Raw genomic sequence first — 17,249 nt, 5'->3', positions numbered from 1 at the left:
CGCCCCCCCACCCCCCCCCCCACCCCCCCCCCCCCTCCCTCCCCCCCCCCCCCCCCCCCCCCCCCCCCCCCCCCCCCCCCCCCCCCCCCCGATGGCGCCGCCCTGGCGCAGGCCCAGGCTGTCGTTGATGGAAATGTGGAAGTTCAGGCTGCGCCGGTCGGCGCTGGGGCGGTACAGCGTGCCGCCGTCGGCGCCGGTGAGGTTTTTCGCCACCATGACTATGCGTTCGAGCAAGGTGCCGATGTCGTGGCCGCGCCCCAGCGCGACGCTCAATTCGGTGAGCTGGTCGAGCCTTTGGGCGATTTGCTCCGGGTGCAGCGCGTGCATGGTGGGCGCCTGGAAAGGGGGGGACGCCGCCAGTGTAGCGCCGCTGAACGCGGCTGTACATCGCGGATTGACAACAAAATATTTAGTAATACACGGCAACACCCCGCCGGCGCCGCGAATTAGACTAGAATCGACTTTATCTCGACTGTGGCTACAAGGGCGAAGAATGAAAGTCAAATTCTGGGGGGTGCGCGGCTCGATTCCGTCTCCCGGGCCGCGCACGGCGCGCTACGGCGGCAACACCACCTGCATCGAGGTGCGCACCGACGACGGCACCCTGATCGTGCTCGACGGCGGCACCGGCATTTACGCGCTGGCGCAGTCGCTGCCGCCCGGCCGGCCGGTCGCGGCCAACATCTTCATCACGCACAGCCACTGGGACCATATCCACGGCCTGCCCTTCTTCTCGCCGCTGTTCGTGCCCGGCAGCCGGGTGCGCCTGCACGGCGCCTACGACCCGGTCACCGGCAACGGCATCGAACACGTGATGGCGATCCAGCTGCAAAACAGCTACTTCCCGGTCAGCGAAGCGTCGATGGCCGCGACCATCGAATACCAGACCCTGGCCATCGGCGAGGCGATCGACGTGGCCGACGCGGTGGTACGCAACGCCGAGATGAACCACCCGGTGACGGACCTGGGCTACCGCATCGACTGCAACGGCAAGTCGGTGTTCTTCAGCGGCGACCACGAGCCGGGGTACGACCACCACGCCGCCGGCGCGCCGACGCACGCCGCCGCCCACCTCGACATGGCCCGGCGCCAGGACGCCATCGAGGCCATCGTGCGGGGCGTCGACGTGCTGATCATGGACTGCTCGTACACCCGCGAGGAATACCCGGCCAAGCGCGGCTGGGGCCACGGCACCTTCGACGCGGCGTTCGCGCTGGCGCTGCGCTGCGGCGCCAAGCGCCTGTACTGCACCCACCACGAACCGAGCCGCGGCGACGCCGAACTGGAGGCGGTGTTCGCCGACGTGATGGCGCGCCACGCGCCGCTGCCGCACGGCCTGCAAGTGTTCCTCGCCTACGAAGGCCTGGAAGTCGACCTCCCCTGAAGGCGCCGCCACCATGAACGAAGCAGGCGTCGACCGCCGCACCCGCCCCACCGAACTCGACCTGCGCCTGCACTTCTTCAAGCAGTTGCAGGCGGTCACCAACAAGATCCACGCCACCAGCAAGCTCGACGAGATCATGCTCGACCTTGGCATGGACTTTTGCGACCTGTTCCACAGCGACCGCTTCACGCTGTACGCGCTCGACGCGGAAAAGGCCTACATCGTCTCGAAGGTGAAAACCGGGCTGACCTCGTTTCGCGACCTGAAGCTGGCGGTGTCGGCGCACAGCATTGCCGGCTACGTCGCGCTGACCAGGAAAACCGTCAACCTGAGCGACGTCTACGACGAGGCCGAACTGAAGCGCCTGTCGCCCGAGCTGCATTTCCAGCAGGGCGTCGACCAGCGCACCGGCTACCGCACCCGCGAAATGCTGGTGGCGCCGCTGGTGGCGGTGCAGTCGAACGAGCTGCTGGGGGTGGTCCAGTTCATCAACAACCGCGACGGCGGGCCGTTCGCCCCGCTCTACCAGGACGGCGTCAAGGAACTGTGCGCGTCGCTGTCGGTGGCGCTGAGCCAGCGCCTGAAGTTGCCGCAACTGCTGCGCGGCAAATACGACGCGCTGGTGGCCGAGGCGGTGCTGTCGGCGGCCGAACTGGAGCAGGCCACCCGCGCCGCGCGCGAGCAGTCGCTCGACCTGGAGGCGGTGCTACTCGACCAATTCCAGGTAACGCCGGCCAGCGTCGGCCAGGCGCTGGCGGCGTTTTACGCGCTGCCGTACGAACCCTTCAAGCGCGAGCGCCTGCGCCCGCTCGAGCTGCTGAAAAACCTGAAGCGCCAGTACGTCGAGCAGAACGGCTGGCTGCCGCTGGAGGACGGCAAGGACGGCCTGCTGGTGCTGGCGATGGACCCGGAGCGGGTCCACAACACCAAGATCGTCAACCAGATCTTCCCCAAGTCGAGCGTGGTCTTCCGCGTCTGCGGCCAGCGCGAATTCACCCAGACGGTGGAGTTGTTCTTCGGCGCGGCCAGCGATTCGGGCAGCGTCGGCGACCTGCTGTCGGGCATGCAGGACGGCGACGACGAAGACGGCGCGACGGGCGAGGTGTCGGAGGCGGTCGAGAACGAGCTGGTGAAACTGGTCAACAAGATCATCGTCGACGCCTACCGCCAGGGCGTCTCGGACATCCACATCGAACCGCTGCCGGGCAAGGGCAAGACCGGCATCCGCTTCCGCAAGGACGGCACGCTGGTGCCCTACATCGAGATCCCGGCCAGCTACCGCAGCGCGCTGGTGGCGCGGGTGAAGATCATGTGCGACCTCGACATCTCGGAGCGGCGCAAGCCGCAGGATGGCAAGATCAAGTTCAAGAAATACGGCCCGCTCGACATCGAACTGCGGGTGGCGACCATCCCGTCCAGCGGCGGCGTCGAGGACATCGTCATGCGCATCCTGGCGCAGGGCGAGCCGATCCCGCTGGACAAGCTGGGCGTGCTGCCGTTCAACCTGGAGCGCCTGCGCGGCGCCATTGAAAAACCCTACGGCCTGTTCTTCGTGTGCGGCCCGACCGGCTCCGGCAAGACCACCACGCTGCACTCGGTGCTGAGCCACTTGAACACGCCCGACACCAAGATCTGGACCGTCGAGGACCCGGTCGAGATCACCCAGAAGGGGCTGCGCCAGGTGCAGGTGAACCGCAAGGCCGGGCTCGACTTCGCCACCGTGATGCGGGCCTTCCTGCGGGCCGACCCGGACGTCATCATGGTCGGCGAAATGCGCGACAAGGAGACCGTGGCGATGGGCATCGAAGCCTCGCTGACCGGCCACCTGGTGTTCGCCACGCTGCACACCAACAGCGCGCCGGAGTCGATCGTGCGCCTGCTCGACATGGGCATGGACCCGTTCAACTTCGCCGACGCGCTGCTCGGCATTCTGGCGCAGCGGCTGGCCAAGCGCCTGTGCGCCGGCTGCAAAAGCGCCTACCATCCGGACGCCGCCGAAATCGACCTGCTGCTGAGCGAATTTTGCGTCGAGCTGCACAGCACCGACAGCTTCGCGCGCGACGCCGCCGCCGCGCGCGCCGCCGTGCTGGACGGCTGGCGCCGGCGCTATGCCGACGCCGACGGCCGCTTTACGCTGTACCGCGCCGTCGGCTGCGGCGAATGCAACAAGGGCTACCGCGGACGCGTCGGCCTGCACGAGCTGATGCTCGGCAGCGACAAGGTGAAAAAACTGCTGCAAGAGCACAGCCGGGTCGCGCAACTGCTGGCGGCGGCGCTGGAGGACGGCATGCTGACGCTGAAAATGGACGGCATCGAAAAAACCCTGCTGGGCATCACCGACATTAAAATGGTGCGCGCCGTGTGCATCAAATAGTGCTAGCGCGCTCTTCGCAGGTCGGGTTAGCAGGAACGGCGTAAGCCGACATGCCCGCGTCACGCCGGCGTAACGGGTGACGCGGGCATGTTGGATTACGCGGCGCCGACCGGCGTCAACCCCGCCGCCAGGCTGGCGCCCAACAAGCGCTGCTCTTCCAGGATCTCGCGCAGATGCCGCGGCGTCGTCGTCAGGTTGGTCAGGATGATGCGCAGCACCACGATATCGCCCGGATAGGGCGTCGACTCCAGCACCGTGCGCGAGACGAAGCTCTTGCCGCCGTCCTTCTGCAAGGTCTGCAGCGAGGCGTTGAGCGTATTCAGTTGCAGGTTCAGCGCGGCGGTGTCGGCGGCGCGGCCGGCGGCGAGCGCGGCGCGCAGCGACGCCTGCATCGGCGCCGGCACGTAGCGGTAGGTCAGGATAAAGGTCGGCGAGGCCGAGGTCAGCTCGAAATCCGCGTCGGCGGCGATCAGCCCGCGCATCTGCCCGGCCAGCGCGCCGCACCGCGCCAGCAGCGCGTCGTAGCCGCGCATGCCGAGCAGCTTGAACGACATCCACAACTTCAACGCGTCGAAGCGGCGCGAGCCTTCCAGCGACGTCTGGCCCAGGTCGCCCGAGCGCGCCCGGATGATGTAGTTGGCGTTGTGCTTCAGGCAGTCCAGGCTGGAGACGTCCTTGAACAGCACCATGCTTTGCGCCATCGTCACCCAGAACAGCTTATGGCCGTCGATGACGACCGAATCGGCCAGCTCGATGCCGCGGTACAGCTCCTTGTAGCGGTCGGCCAGCAGCAGCGCCCCGCCCCACGCCGCGTCGACGTGGAACCACACCTGCTCGCGTTGGGCGATCGCCGCCAGCTCGGGCAGCGGATCGACGCTGCCGGTTTCGGTGGTGCCGGCAATGCCGACCAGCGCCAGGATCTTCACGCGCCGGGCCTTGAGTTCGTCGATCTTGCGTTGCAGCGCCGCCAGGTCGATGCGGTTGTCGGCGTCGACCGGAACCAGGCACATCGCGTCCTCGCCCAAACCCAGCGTGGCCAGCGCCTTCTTCATCGAATAGTGCGTGCGCGACGACCCCAGCACCACCACGCCGCTGTGCCGCGTTTTTTGCAGCGCCGCGTACAGCCCGGCCTTGCGCACGCCCGGCAACTGGCGCTCCAGCGCCACCGCCAGCGCCGTCAGGTTGCCCATCGTGCCGCCGCCGACCATATTGCCGAGCGGGCGGTTGCCGTCGGCGAAGACGTCGTGGTAAAACGCCTCGTCGTAATCGTAGACGCGCTGGTGCAACCAGCCCAGCACCTTGTTTTCAATCAACGTGGAGACGTAGGCGGTTTCGATCTTGACCTGGTTCTGGTTCAAGGTGGCGATGAAGGCCTCGGCCAGCACCGACATCCAGGGCAGCGCCTGGGTCATGTGGCCGATGTATTTCGGATGGTTCAGCTGCGCGGTGTGGGCGAAGACGTCGCGCTCCAGCTCCGCCAGCAGGGCGCCGGCCGCCATGCCCCGCGTTGGCAGGGGCATGCCGTTGAACTCGCGCTTGAGCTGGTCGAACCCGGTGGCCGGATAGGGGTTGGCCCGTTCGGCGGCGAGCCAGCCGGCCATCATCCCCAGCGCCGTTTCCAGCACGGCCGGCGAGCGGGCCAAGCCGCCGATGTCAAAATGCCGCCGCAACAACTCATCCATGCCTAACTCGTCCATCCCGCTTATCTCTTTGTTTGGCGCGGGACGCCAGCGGCCCCGCTTTTGCAGGCGTGAATGTAGCACGCCGCCATCTCGAATTGCTGAATATTCCTTCCCGCAACGACGCTAGGGCGTGCCGCGCGCGCAAAAAAAGCCGCCCGGCGAATCGCGGGGCGGCTTGCGGGGCGTGCCGCCCGGCGCCATTTGACGCTGTTTGACGCTTATATGATGAACTGGCCGCACCACCAGGCGATCGCCGCGACGAAGGCCGAGGCCGGGATGGTGAAGATCCAGGCCCAGACGATGTTGCCGGCCACGCCCCAGCGCACCGCCGACATCTTTTGCGCCGAGCCGACGCCGACGATGGCGCCGGTGATGGTGTGGGTGGTCGACACCGGCACGCCCATCGCGGTGGCGACGAACAGCGTGATGGCGCCGCCGGTTTCGGCGCAGAAGCCGCCGACCGGTTTCAGCTTGGTGATCTTCTGGCCCATGGTCTTGACGATGCGCCAGCCGCCGAACAGCGTGCCGAAGCTGATCGCCGTGTAGCAGGAAATGATCACCCACAGCGGCGGCGTGGCCTCGCCGGCCTGCGAATAGCCGGCGGCGATCAACAACATCCAGATGATGCCGATGGTTTTTTGCGCGTCGTTGCCGCCGTGGCCCAGGCTGTACGCCGCGGCCGACACCAGTTGCAGGCGGCGGAACCACTTGTCGACCCGCCGCGGGGTCGAGCGCACGAAGACCCACGACACCAGCAACATGATCAGGGAGCCGAACAGGAAGCCCAGCACCGGCGAAAGCACGATGAAGATGATGATCTTGATCAGGCCCGCCGAGACCAGCGCGCCGGTGCCGGACTTGGCCACCGCGGCGCCGACCAGGCCGCCGATCAGCGCGTGCGACGACGACGACGGAATGCCGTAGTACCAGGTGACCAGGTTCCAGACGATGGCGCCCATCAGGGCGCCGAAGATGACGTACTGGTCGACGACGCCGGGGTCGATGGTGCCTTTGCCCACCGTGGTGGCCACCGTCAACTGGTGGAACACGAAGATGGCGACGAAGTTGAAGCAGGCCGCCATCGCCACCGCCGTCTGCGGCTTCAGCACGCCGGTCGAAACCACCGTCGCGATCGCGTTGGCGGCGTCGTGGAAGCCGTTCATGAAGTCGAACACCAGCGCCAGTGCGATCAGCAAGGCGAGCGCGTAGATGCTCATTTGTAGGGTATGCATGGATTTTTCTTTTCGATTTCTAGCTGTTCAGAACGAGCGCAGTGACGCCTTAGGCGTTTTCGACGATGATGCCTTCAATGATGTTGGCAACGTCTTCGCAGCGGTCGGTGACGGTTTCCAGAATTTCGTAGATGGCCTTGAGCTTGATCAGGTTGCGCACGTCCGGTTCGTCGCGGAACAGCTTGGACATGGCGGCGCGCATGACGTGGTCGGCGTCCGACTCCAAGCGGTCGATCTCTTCGCAGATGGCGACGATCTGGCGCGAGTTGTCCATGTTGTGCAGCAGGGCGACGGCGTCGCGCACCTTCTCGGTACAGGCCAGCACCAGTTCGGCCAGGCGCTTGGCTTCCGGCGTGACCGCCTTCAGGTCGTACAGCGAGACGGTCTGGGCGGCGTCTTCCATCAGGTCGAGGATGTCGTCCATGCGCGTGATCAGCTGGTGGATCTCGTCGCGGTCGATCGGCGTGATGAAGGTCTTGTGCAGCATCTCGACGGTGGCGTAGGTGACCTTGTCGGCCTGTTTTTCGATGCTTTCAATCGCGTGCACGCGATTTTCCAGGTCGTCGAAGTTGGTCATCAGGCCCAGCATCTCTTTGGCGCCTTTGACGCACAATTCGGCGTGCTGGTTAAACAAATCAAAAAACTTGCCCTCGGTGGGCATCAAGCGTCCAAACATGTCATTCTCCGTTAAGCATTGCGTCGTGATATTTACTACAGAACGCCGCCCCGGGTGGCGGGGCGGCCGATGGAATTGCCAATGAAGCTTAGTCGCCTTGGTACAGCGCCAGGCCACCACTGTAATTGCCAAATTTGGTGTACTGCCCCATGAAGGTGAGGCGGATGCTGCCGATCGGGCCGTTACGCTGTTTGCCGATGATGATCTCGGCGGTGCCTTTGTCGGGCGAGTCGGGGTTGTAGACCTCGTCGCGGTAAATGAACAGGATCACGTCGGCATCCTGTTCGATCGCGCCCGATTCGCGCAAGTCGGACATCACCGGGCGTTTGTTGGGGCGCTGTTCGAGCGAGCGGTTCAGCTGCGACAGCGCGATCACCGGGCAACCGAGTTCCTTGGCCAGCCCCTTCAAGCCGCGCGAGATTTCGGAAATCTCGGTGGCGCGGTTGTCGCCGGGGCTGTTGGCGGACATCAGTTGCAAGTAATCGACGATAATCAGGCCGAGCTTGCCGCACTGGCGCGACAGCCGGCGCGAACGGGCGCGCAGCTCGATCGAGTTCAGCGCCGGCGTCTCGTCGATGTAGAGCTGGGCGTCGTTCATTTTCTGGATCGCGTGGGTCAGGCGCGGCCAGTCCTCGTCGTTCAGGCGGCCGGTGCGCAGGCGGTGCTGGTCGAGCTGGCCGACCGAGCCGAGCATACGCATGGCCAGCTGCGAGCCGCCCATCTCCATCGAGAAGATGGCGACCGGCAGGCCGCTGTCGATGGCGACGTTCTCGCCGATGTTGACCGAAAACGCCGTCTTGCCCATCGACGGGCGGCCGGCGACGATCACCAGGTCGCCCGGCTGCAGGCCGGAGGTCATGCGGTCGAGGTCGATGAAACCGGTCGGCACGCCGGTGATCTCGCTCTGGTTGTCGCGGCTGTAGAGTTCGTCGATGCGCTCGACGACCTGGGTCAGCAGCGGCTGGATCGCGGTCCAGCCCTGGGCGCCGCGGGCGCCCTCCTCGGCGATGGCGAAAATCTTCGACTCGGCCTCGTCGAGCATCTGCTTGACCTCCTTGCCCTGCGGGCTGAAGGCGGTGCCGGAGATGTCGTCGGCGACGGTGATGAGCTTGCGCAGCACGCCGCGGTCGCGGACGATTTCGGCGTAGCGGCGGATGTTGGCCGCCGACGGCGTGTTTTGCGCCATCGCGTTCAGGTACACCAGGCCGCCGACCTCGTCCGCCTTGCCCAGCTGGGTCAGGGTTTCGTACACGGTGATCACGTCGGCCGGGCGCGAGGCGTTGATCATCTTGACGATTTGCTCGAAGATGATGCGGTGGTCGTAGCGATAGAAATCCTCCGCATGCATGAAGTCGGCGATGCGGTCCCACGCCGCGTTGTCGCGCAGCAAACCGCCGATGACGGATTGTTCTGCTTCGATCGAATGCGGCGGAATACGGAGGGAGTCGAGTTGCGGATCTGAGGGGGCGTTCATGGCGCGAATTATACCCGCTTCGGCGGCGCGGCTAAAAAAAATTGGCGATAAAAAAGCCGGGCGGACCCGGCTTTTTAGCATTACAACAAGCTTGCACCGGCCGTCGGGCCGGTAGCGCTTTAAGCGTGCTCGCCGACGACGGCGATGGTGACGTCAACGACGACGTCGGTGTGCAGCGCAACCGACACGGCGTGCTCGCCGGTGGTTTTGAGCGGGCCGTTAGGCATACGCACTTGCGCTTTTTCGACTGCGAAACCTTGCTTCGTCAACGCTTCAGCGATGTCGAAGTTGGTGACGGAACCGAACAGACGGCCATCGACGCCGGCTTTCTGGGCAACTTGAACGGTCATGCCGTTCAGTTTTTCGCCCTGGGCTTGGCAAGCGGCCAGTTTAGCGGCGGCAGCTTTTTCCAGTTCCGCGCGCTTGACTTCGAATTCAGCGATAGCGGTAGCGGTAGCACGGCGAGCCATGCGTTGCGGGATCAGGAAGTTACGAGCGTAACCGTCTTTGACTTTGACGACTTCGCCGAGGTTGCCGACGTTAGCGACTTTTTCTAACAGAATGATTTGCATATTTCTCTCCAGGAATTCTCTGACGCCAGCAATTAAGCGTGGTGCAGGTCGGTGTATGGCAGCAGCGCGAGGAAGCGGGCGCGCTTGATTGCGGTGTCAACTTGGCGCTGGTAGTGCGCTTTGGTACCGGTCAGGCGTGCTGGCATGATCTTGCCGTTTTCCTGGACGAAATCTTTCAGCGTATCGACGTCTTTGTAGTCGACTTGTTCAACGTGCGCGGCGGTGAAGCGGCAGAACTTCTTACGTTTGAACAGCGGGTTTTGCTGTTTGCGCTTTTCTTTAAGCTTGAGCTTGTTTTTGTCGAACTTTTTACCGAATGCCATTTGAGGCTCCTGTATCTAATAAATGCGCTAGTCTGAATTGACAGCACTAAAATCAATGATGTGAAACACCAGGCTTTTACTGTTGCGGCTCTTGCGAGCCAGGAAACCGGTGAACTGATAGACCCCGCCCAAGGCTGCCTCACTGAACCGGCCTGAGATTTCGCCAGCGGCAAGCGCGGCGACGTCAAACTCGGTCAAGCGGGCGATGCCGGCCTCCATTTGTTGCGAACTGTGCTGCAATACTGCATTCACAATCGGCATACCCGCCGGGGTGTAGCGCAATACTTCGCGCTCGGCAATGACGGCGACAACTTGTAGCTGGTTCAGCTCAGGTTCCCGAACAACAATTAAGCTGCGACGGCGGCGGCAGCCGCAGGCGCTTCGGTGCGATGGCTTTTGGCCGCGTCTTCACGTTGAACCGACTTCATCATCGGCGAAGGAGCTGTTTCAGCTTTCTTCATCTTGACGGTCAGATGACGCAACACGGCATCATTGAATTTGAATGCTGTTTCCAATTCGACCAGGGTCTCATTGTCGCACTCGATGTTCATGCAGATGTAGTGTGCTTTGGCGAGTTTTTGGATCGAGTAAGCCATTTGACGGCGGCCCCAATCTTCCACGCGGTGAACCGAACCGCCGCGTGTCGACACACTGGCTTTGTAACGTTCGATCATGGCGGGCACTTGCTCGCTCTGGTCCGGATGGACGATAAATACTATTTCATAATGACGCATGCAAACTCCTTAAGGACGGATTGATAATCGCCCACCTCGGCGTCAAGACGAGTGTGGGAAGCGGTGAGCCGAAGATTATAACGCCTTTTTTGTCAATACTCAACACCCATCTTGCGCGCCGCCGCCGCGCAACACGGGCCGGTTGCTGGTTTTCGGCATTATTTCTCAAAAACGGGTAAAAGCCCTTGCATTGGCGTCGATACTGTACAAAAATACAGTCTGTTTATATAGACAGCATTTCACGATGCGCGGACCCCCATGATCAAGCTCACTGCACGGCAAGAACAAATTCTGAATCTGATCAAGGATGCGATTGAAAATACCGGCTTCCCGCCGACCCGCGCGGAGATCGCCAACGAACTGGGCTTCAAGTCGGCCAACGCCGCCGAGGAGCATTTGCAGGCGCTGGCGCGCAAGGGCGCCATCGAGATTTCGCCCGGCACCTCGCGCGGCATCCGCCTGATCGGCGCCTCCGTCGACGCGCCCGCCGCGCGCGTGCCGGCCTCGCTGATGATGTCGCTGCCGCTGATCGGCCGCGTCGCGGCCGGCTCGCCGATGCTGGCGCAGGAGCACGTCGAGACCCATTACCAGGTCGACCCGGCGATGTTTTCGGCCCGCCCCGATTTCCTGCTGAAGGTGCGCGGCGAGTCGATGCGCGACGCCGGCATCATGGACGGCGATTTGCTGGCGGTGAAAAAGGTCGACAGCGCCAAGAACGGCCAGATCGTCGTGGCGCGCATCGGCAACGACGTCACCGTCAAGCGCTACCGCAAGACCGGCAGCCTGATCGAGCTGCTGCCGGAGAACCCGGACTTCAAGATCATCAAGGTCGATCCGGAAGCCGACGAGTTCGCCATCGAGGGCTTGGCGGTCGGCCTGATGCGCAGCTGGCATTGAGATCGATGAAAGAATAGTGCAAAAAGCCGGCCTCCTGGGCCGGCTTTTTTGTTGACCCGCAGCGTGTCGCGGGTCGGATTGCGCCGTTCCGGCCAACCCGAGCGACGACAACCGCACCAACTAGCCGGCCAAGGCGGCGCGGAAGTCGTCCAGCAGGTCGGCGCTATCTTCGATGCCGACCGAGACGCGGATCAGCGATTCGGCGATGCCCATCGAGGCGCGCCGCTCGGCGCCCATTTCAAAGAAGATGGTGTGGGCGACCGGGATCACCAGCGTGCGGGTGTCGCCCAGGTTGCTGGCCGGGATCGCCAACTTCAGCCGGTTCAGGAAGTCGAAGCAGTCGATGCCGTCCTTCAACTCAAAGCTGAACAGGAAGCCGTAGCCGCGGAACAGTTCGCCGGCGAGGGCGTGCTGCGGGTGCGAGGCCAGGCCCGGGTAGTGCACGGCGGCGACGCGCTCGTCCGCCTCCAGCAGTTGCGCCAGCGCCATGGCGTTGGCGCAGGCGCGCTCCATGCGCAGCGCCAACGTTTCGGCGCCGACGGCGATGCTGTGCGCCGCCTCCGGCCCCAGCGAGGCGCCGAAGTCGCGCAAGCCCTTGGCGCGGATCTGCGCCATGCCCCATTGCTTAGGCGCGGCCTTCTTGTAGTTCTCGACGATGTTCGGGAAGCGGCCCCAGTCGTAGGCGCCGGTGTCGGTCAGGCAGCCGCCAAGCGCGTCGCCATGGCCGCCGATCGACTTGGTCAGCGCGTTCACCACCAGGCCGGCGTGCACCGTCTTCGGGCGGAACAGGTAGGGCGAGGTCATCGAGTTGTCGACGATGTAGAGGATGCCGCGCTGCTGGCACAGTTCGCCGATGCGCTCCAGGTCGGCGATCTGGGTGCGCGGGTTGGCGATGGTTTCGACGAAAACAATGCGCGTCGCCGGCGTGAGCGCCGCGGCGACCCGCCCGACGTCGGTGGCGTCGACGAAGGCGACGCCGACGCCCTGCCCGGCCACCGTTTGCCACAGGCTGTTGGTGTTGCCGAACAGGAAGGACGACGAGACCACGTGGTCGCCGGCCCGCAACAGCGCCTGAAACACGGCGCCGATGGCGCCCATGCCGGTGGCGAAGCAGATGCTGGCGACGCCGTCTTCCATCTTGGTGATTTTATCTTCCAGCGCCGAGACGGTCGGGTTGCCCTGGCGGCCGTAGCGGAAGCCCGGCTCCTTGCCCTGGAATACCGAGGCGAGCTGGCGCGCGTCGGCGTAGCCGAAAGCCACCGAGGTGTGGATCGGCCGGTGCAGCGAGCCGTGTTCGATCGACTTCTGGCGGTCGCCGTGCAGGATGGTGGTGGTAAAGCCGTAGTTTTTTGTGTCGCTCATGGTTTTTCCGGAAACGCCGCCGCGCGCGCGCGGGCAAAAAAAAAGCCCGGCGCAAGCCGGGCGCGTCATCACCCTTCGGTGGTGGCGAGGTTGAGGTTCAGCTGCGAACGCGGGGTGTCTTCCACCGCCGCCGCCTTCGGATTGTGGCGCGCGTACTCAAGACGGTCGAGATAGGCTTGCGACACGTCGCCGGTGACGTAGACGCCGTCGAAGCACGAGGCTTCGAAGTTCGTCAGCGCCGGGTTGACGTCCGAAATGGCGCGCTTGAGCGCGTCGATGTCCTGGTACACCAGGGCGTCGGCGGTGATTTCGCGGCACACTTCCTCGGTGGTGCGGCCGTAGGCGATCAGCTCGTCGCGGGTCGGCATGTCGATGCCGTACACGTTCGGGAAGATCACCGGCGGCGCGGCCGAGGCGAAGATGACTTTCTTGGCGCCGGCTTCGCGCGCCATTTGCACGATTTCACGGCTGGTGGTGCCGCGCACGATCGAATCGTCGACCAGCAGCACGACCTTGTCCTTGAACTCGGAGGCGATGGCGTTGAGCTTCTGGCGCACCGATTTCTTGCGCATGGCCTGGCCCGGCATCAGGAAAGTGCGGCCGATGTAACGGTTCTTGATGAACCCTTCGCGGTATTCGATGTTCAGCGCCAGGGCCAGTTGGATCGCGGCCGGACGGGACGAGTCGGGAATCGGCATGACGACGTCGATTTCGCCTTCCGGGAATTCCTTGCGGATCTTCTCGGCCAGGTATTCGCCCATTTTCAGGCGCGTCGCGTAGACCGAGGCGCCGTCGATGATCGAGTCCGGGCGGGCCAGGTAGACGTATTCGAAGACGCAGGGGTTCAGGCTCGGGTTGTCGGCGCATTGCTGGCTGTGCAGCACGCCGTCGAGGTCGATGAAGACCGCTTCGCCCGGCGCGATGTCGCGCACGAAGCGGAAGCCCATGCCTTCGAGCGCGACCGATTCGCTGGCCACCATGTATTCGGTGCCCTTGTCGCTTTCGATGATGCCCATGCACAGCGGACGGATGCCGAACGGGTCGCGGAAGGCCAGCAGGCCCAGGCCGGCGATTTGCGCCACGGCGGCGTAGGCGCCGCGCACGCGGCGGTGCAGCACGGTGACGGCCTTGAAGACGGCGGCCGGGTCGAGCGTCAGCGCGCTGGTGGCTTCGTCGATTTCATGCGCCAGCACGTTGAGCAACACTTCCGAGTCGGAGTCGGTGTTGATGTGGCGGCGGTCGTTCTTGAACATCTCGGTCTTGAGTTGTTCCCAGTTGGTCAGGTTGCCATTGTGCGCCAGCGTGATGCCGAACGGGGCGTTGACGTAGAACGGCTGCGCTTCCTCCTCGCTGGACGAGCCGGCGGTCGGATAGCGGCAGTGGCCGATACCCGAGTTGCCTTGCAGCGAACGCATGTTGCGGGTGCGGAAAACGTCACGGACCAGGCCGTTGGCCTTGTGCATGGAAAACATACTGCTGTGATTGGTCGCGATCCCTGCCGCGTCCTGACCGCGATGCTGCAACAGCAGCAAGGCATCATAGAGCATTTGATTAACAGGTTGATGAGAAACGACGCCGACGATGCCACACATGGTGTGCTCCTAAACTGGTGCTACTGATTTTAAAAAAATTCAAAATTGCACGTACTGCGCGTAAGCGGCCGGCAGAAAGGGCTTGATGGTGCGGGCCCCGCTTTCCGCCAGCGGACTTAACAGCGCGTGTTTCCAGAAAGCCTGCTGCGGGATCGACGTCATCCCGCACAAGATAACGGCGGCCAACACGATGACTAGGCCGCGCGCCAGGCCGAACAGGCCGCCGAGGCCGCGGTCGGCCAGGCTCAGGCCGGTTGCCGTGACCAGCGCGTCCACCGCCATGGCGAGCAGCCCCATCAACAGGCGCACGCCGATAAACAACACCACGAACGCCACCATCAGGCGTATCACCTGGCCGGGTATAACATCCGGCAACAACGCCGCCAGCGCCGCGCCATAGGCGTTGGCGACGACGAAGGCGACCACCCAGCTCACCAGCGACAGCATTTCCTTGACCAGGCCGCGCAGCGTACTGATGACCACCGAGCAGATCAGCACGAACAAGACCAGGTAGTCGAACAGCGTCACGCCGCCCGCCCTTGGTGGCCGCTCGCCGCCATCTTTGGCGTCAAGCCGGCACCAGGCTGCCGCCCAGGCCCAGCTTGCTCAACTTGGCGCGCGCCTTCTCGGCGTCTTCCTTGCTGCCGAACGGCCCCACCCGCACGCGGATGCGCTCGCCCGTCGGGGTCGGCACCTTCTGCGTGTAGGAGTGGATGCCCGCTTCCTTCAGCCTGCCCTGCAATTCGTCGACCTTGTCCTGGGTCGCCAGCGCGGCAACCTGCACCACGAACTTGCCGGAGCCGGCCTCCTGTGGCTTGGCCGCCGGCTTGCCTTCCAAAATCGCCAGCGCGCGCGTGGCGTCTTCGGCCGGCTGGGCCGGCTTGGCGGCCGGTTTCGGCTCGACCGGTTTGGGCTCGACCGGCTTGGCCTCGGCCTGGCGGGTCTCGTGCGGCTTGGCGTCGGGCTTCGGCTTCGGTTCCGGCTTTGGCTCCGGCTTTGGCGTGACCCTGGCCTCGGCCTTCGGCGCGTCCGGCTTGGTCGCAACCCTGGCCTCGACTTTGGGCGCTTCCGGCTTCACCGGCTTCGGTTCAATGTGAGTCTTTACTTCGGCGAGCACCGGCGGCGCCACTGGCGTCGGCGCCACCTTGACAGGCGCCGCCGGCACCGGCGCCGCGGCATCGTCAACGATTTCCTCGGACTGGTCGAGGGCCTCGCCGGCCGCCACGCGCGACGACACCGAACCCGACGCCGACGTGGCGGGGCCGTGCTGCGCGGCCGGCTTGTCCTTCGACGGGATCTGGATCGCGATGTCGGAGGCCAGCGGCTTCGGTTCGGAATCGAGCAGCATCGGCAAGCCGACCGCTACCCCCAGCGCCAGCGCGACGGCGCCGACCAAACGGCGGCGCGCGCGTTTTTTCTCCGGCAGCACCGGATCGGCGGCGTCCTTGCCGCCGCGGCGCGGCCCGGCGCCGGCGCTGTTGCCGGCGTTGCTGGCGCGCTTGGAACGCGCCTTCGCAGTCGCGCCCTGGTCGTCGGCGGTGTAAAAGCCGCTGTCTTCGCCAGCGCCATCTTGCTTGTTTTTACTAAATTTCGAGAACAAGCCCATGCGTGATATTTTTCGGTGGAATACGGTCAGTGAAGTGAGGATTTTCGGGCCACCATCACGCCGGCGACGGTCAGGAAGGAGCCAAAGACCACAATTCTATCATTCTCGCCGGCCCGGCTCATCGCATTTGCATATGCCTGGGCTGGATCTGGGAAAATAGTGACGCTGCGCTCGTCGCTATCGTCCCTGCCGGCCAGCATCGATTGCGCCTTCGCCGCCAGCTCGGAGGCCGTCGCCGCGCGCGCCGACGGCAGGTCGCAGACGCACCAATGGTCGACGTGCTCGCCCATCGCCGCCATCACGCCGTCGATGTCCTTGTCGAGCATCGAGCCGAACACCGCGTAGGTATAGGGATGGAAGCCCATATTGCCCAGGTTCTGGTTCAGCGCGGCGGCCGCGTGCGGGTTGTGGGCGACGTCGAGGATCACCGCCGGGCGTCCCGGCAGCACCTGGAAACGGCCCGGCAGTTCCACCGTCACCAGGCCGGTGCGCACTTCCTGCGCGCCCACCGGCAAGTCCAGCTTGAGCACCTCCAGCGCGGCCAGCACGGCGGCGGCGTTGAGGATCTGGTTGGCGCCGCGCAGGCTCGGATAGGCCAGCGCGTGGCGCCGTTGCACCCGCCCGCCGTAGTTCCACTGCTGCTTGTCGCCCGAATAGTTGAAGTCGCGGCCCATCAGCCACAGGTCGGCGCCGATCGCCCCGGCGTGCTCGATCAGCGACTGCGGCGGCACCGGGTCGCTGCAAATGGCGGCCTTGCCGGCGCGGAAAATGCCGGCCTTCTCGAAACCGATCGCCTCGCGCGTGCTGCCCAGGTAGTCGGTGTGGTCGATGTCGATGCTGGTGACGATGGCGACGTCGGCGTCGATGACGTTGACGGCGTCCAGGCGCCCGCCCAGGCCGACCTCGAGGATTGCCACGTCCAGCCCGGCGCCGGCCAGCAGGTGCATGATCGCCAGCGTGGTGAACTCGAAGTAGGTCAGCGGCGTGTCGCCGCGCACCGCCTCGACGGCCACAAAGCTGGCCACCAGCTCGGCGTCGCCGGCCATGTTGCCGTTGACGCGGGCGCGCTCGTTGAAGTCGAGGAAATGCGGCTTGATGTACAGGCCGACCTTGTAACCGGCGCGCAGCAGCACCGACTCCAGCATGGCGCAGGTGGAGCCCTTGCCGTTGGTGCCGGCGACCATGATGACCGGGCAGTCGAAGCGCAGCGCCATGCGCGCCTTGACCGCTTGCACGCGGTCCAGGCCCATGTTGATCTGGGTTTCGGAATGCCGGGTTTCCAGCATGGCGAGCCAGTCCGGCAGAGTAGTGGGGAGGTTGGGCATGGCGGGGCTTTACGTG

General features: G+C 64.7%; 16 protein-coding genes and 1 pseudogene. 3 read left to right on the top strand and 14 right to left on the bottom strand.

Annotated elements, in window-relative coordinates:
* Positions 1-327: pseudogene (locus ACFDR9_RS05870) on the bottom strand (hypothetical protein); the annotation flags it as partial.
* A 166-nt stretch (positions 328-493) separates the two neighbouring features.
* Here ACFDR9_RS05870 and ACFDR9_RS05865 point away from each other — a divergent pair.
* Together ACFDR9_RS05865 and ACFDR9_RS05860 are read left to right on the top strand one after the other, a co-directional pair.
* Positions 494-1,384: an MBL fold metallo-hydrolase gene (locus ACFDR9_RS05865; RefSeq protein ID WP_409030374.1), complete on the top strand. Its 891-nt coding sequence runs from the start codon at positions 494-496 to the stop codon at positions 1,382-1,384.
* Positions 1,385-1,397: 13 nt separating this feature from the next.
* The gene (locus ACFDR9_RS05860) at positions 1,398-3,758 is read left to right on the top strand and encodes an ATPase, T2SS/T4P/T4SS family (RefSeq protein WP_409030373.1); all 2,361 of its coding nucleotides are present in this window, start codon (positions 1,398-1,400) and stop codon (positions 3,756-3,758) included.
* A gap of 95 nt (positions 3,759-3,853) precedes the next feature.
* Here ACFDR9_RS05860 and ACFDR9_RS05855 read toward each other — a convergent pair whose 3' ends face one another.
* From ACFDR9_RS05855 to rpsF, 8 genes are all read right to left on the bottom strand, one after another.
* Positions 3,854-5,440: a pyridoxal-dependent decarboxylase gene (locus ACFDR9_RS05855; protein WP_409030372.1), complete on the bottom strand. Its 1,587-nt coding sequence runs from the start codon at positions 5,438-5,440 to the stop codon at positions 3,854-3,856.
* A gap of 218 nt (positions 5,441-5,658) precedes the next feature.
* The gene (locus ACFDR9_RS05850) at positions 5,659-6,672 is read right to left on the bottom strand and encodes an anion permease (RefSeq protein ID WP_409030371.1); all 1,014 of its coding nucleotides are present in this window, start codon (positions 6,670-6,672) and stop codon (positions 5,659-5,661) included.
* 49 nt (positions 6,673-6,721) lie between these two features.
* Positions 6,722-7,348: a DUF47 domain-containing protein gene (locus ACFDR9_RS05845; protein WP_017879142.1), complete on the bottom strand. Its 627-nt coding sequence runs from the start codon at positions 7,346-7,348 to the stop codon at positions 6,722-6,724.
* 88 nt (positions 7,349-7,436) lie between these two features.
* Positions 7,437-8,822, bottom strand: coding sequence for a replicative DNA helicase (locus ACFDR9_RS05840; RefSeq protein ID WP_017879141.1), 1,386 nt, complete (start codon positions 8,820-8,822; stop codon positions 7,437-7,439).
* 119 nt (positions 8,823-8,941) lie between these two features.
* A complete protein-coding gene (gene rplI, locus ACFDR9_RS05835) occupies positions 8,942-9,394 on the bottom strand; it encodes a 50S ribosomal protein L9 (RefSeq protein ID WP_035787940.1) in 453 nt (150 codons plus the stop codon).
* Between the two features lie 32 nt (positions 9,395-9,426).
* The gene (gene rpsR, locus ACFDR9_RS05830; RefSeq protein ID WP_010400024.1) at positions 9,427-9,717 is read right to left on the bottom strand and encodes a 30S ribosomal protein S18; all 291 of its coding nucleotides are present in this window, start codon (positions 9,715-9,717) and stop codon (positions 9,427-9,429) included.
* Positions 9,718-9,744: 27 nt separating this feature from the next.
* Positions 9,745-10,044 (bottom strand): primosomal replication protein N, encoded by a 300-nt coding sequence (gene priB, locus ACFDR9_RS05825; protein ID WP_026133464.1) that lies wholly within the window; start codon positions 10,042-10,044, stop codon positions 9,745-9,747.
* 20 nt (positions 10,045-10,064) lie between these two features.
* Positions 10,065-10,451 carry a 30S ribosomal protein S6 gene (rpsF, locus tag ACFDR9_RS05820; RefSeq protein WP_017879137.1) on the bottom strand — a complete coding sequence of 129 codons (387 nt, stop codon included), beginning with the start codon at positions 10,449-10,451 and terminating at the stop codon, positions 10,065-10,067.
* 258 nt (positions 10,452-10,709) lie between these two features.
* Here rpsF and lexA point away from each other — a divergent pair, with 258 nt between their 5' ends.
* A complete protein-coding gene (lexA, locus tag ACFDR9_RS05815) occupies positions 10,710-11,348 on the top strand; it encodes a transcriptional repressor LexA (protein WP_409030370.1) in 639 nt (212 codons plus the stop codon).
* A 120-nt stretch (positions 11,349-11,468) separates the two neighbouring features.
* Here the strand turns inward: lexA and ACFDR9_RS05810 are convergent, their stop codons facing one another.
* From ACFDR9_RS05810 to folC, 5 genes are all read right to left on the bottom strand, one after another.
* A complete protein-coding gene (locus ACFDR9_RS05810) occupies positions 11,469-12,710 on the bottom strand; it encodes a cystathionine gamma-synthase family protein (RefSeq protein ID WP_409030369.1) in 1,242 nt (413 codons plus the stop codon).
* A gap of 68 nt (positions 12,711-12,778) precedes the next feature.
* A complete protein-coding gene (gene purF, locus ACFDR9_RS05805) occupies positions 12,779-14,302 on the bottom strand; it encodes an amidophosphoribosyltransferase (protein WP_026133461.1) in 1,524 nt (507 codons plus the stop codon).
* A 39-nt stretch (positions 14,303-14,341) separates the two neighbouring features.
* On the bottom strand, positions 14,342-14,830 hold the full coding sequence (locus ACFDR9_RS05800) for a CvpA family protein (RefSeq protein ID WP_017879134.1): 489 nt from the start codon (positions 14,828-14,830) through the stop codon (positions 14,342-14,344).
* A gap of 40 nt (positions 14,831-14,870) precedes the next feature.
* Positions 14,871-15,908, bottom strand: a complete 1,038-nt coding sequence (locus ACFDR9_RS05795) for an SPOR domain-containing protein (RefSeq protein WP_409030368.1) — start codon at positions 15,906-15,908, stop codon at positions 14,871-14,873.
* 26 nt (positions 15,909-15,934) lie between these two features.
* Positions 15,935-17,233 (bottom strand): bifunctional tetrahydrofolate synthase/dihydrofolate synthase, encoded by a 1,299-nt coding sequence (gene folC / locus ACFDR9_RS05790; RefSeq protein WP_409030367.1) that lies wholly within the window; start codon positions 17,231-17,233, stop codon positions 15,935-15,937.
* Positions 17,234-17,249: the final 16 nt, after the last annotated feature.

This window comes from Janthinobacterium sp. CG_23.3, assembly GCF_046115965.1.
Classification (GTDB): domain Bacteria; phylum Pseudomonadota; class Gammaproteobacteria; order Burkholderiales; family Burkholderiaceae_D; genus Janthinobacterium.
Note: the sequence above shows the minus strand (reverse complement) of the source record. Positions and strands in the feature narration are given on the sequence as shown.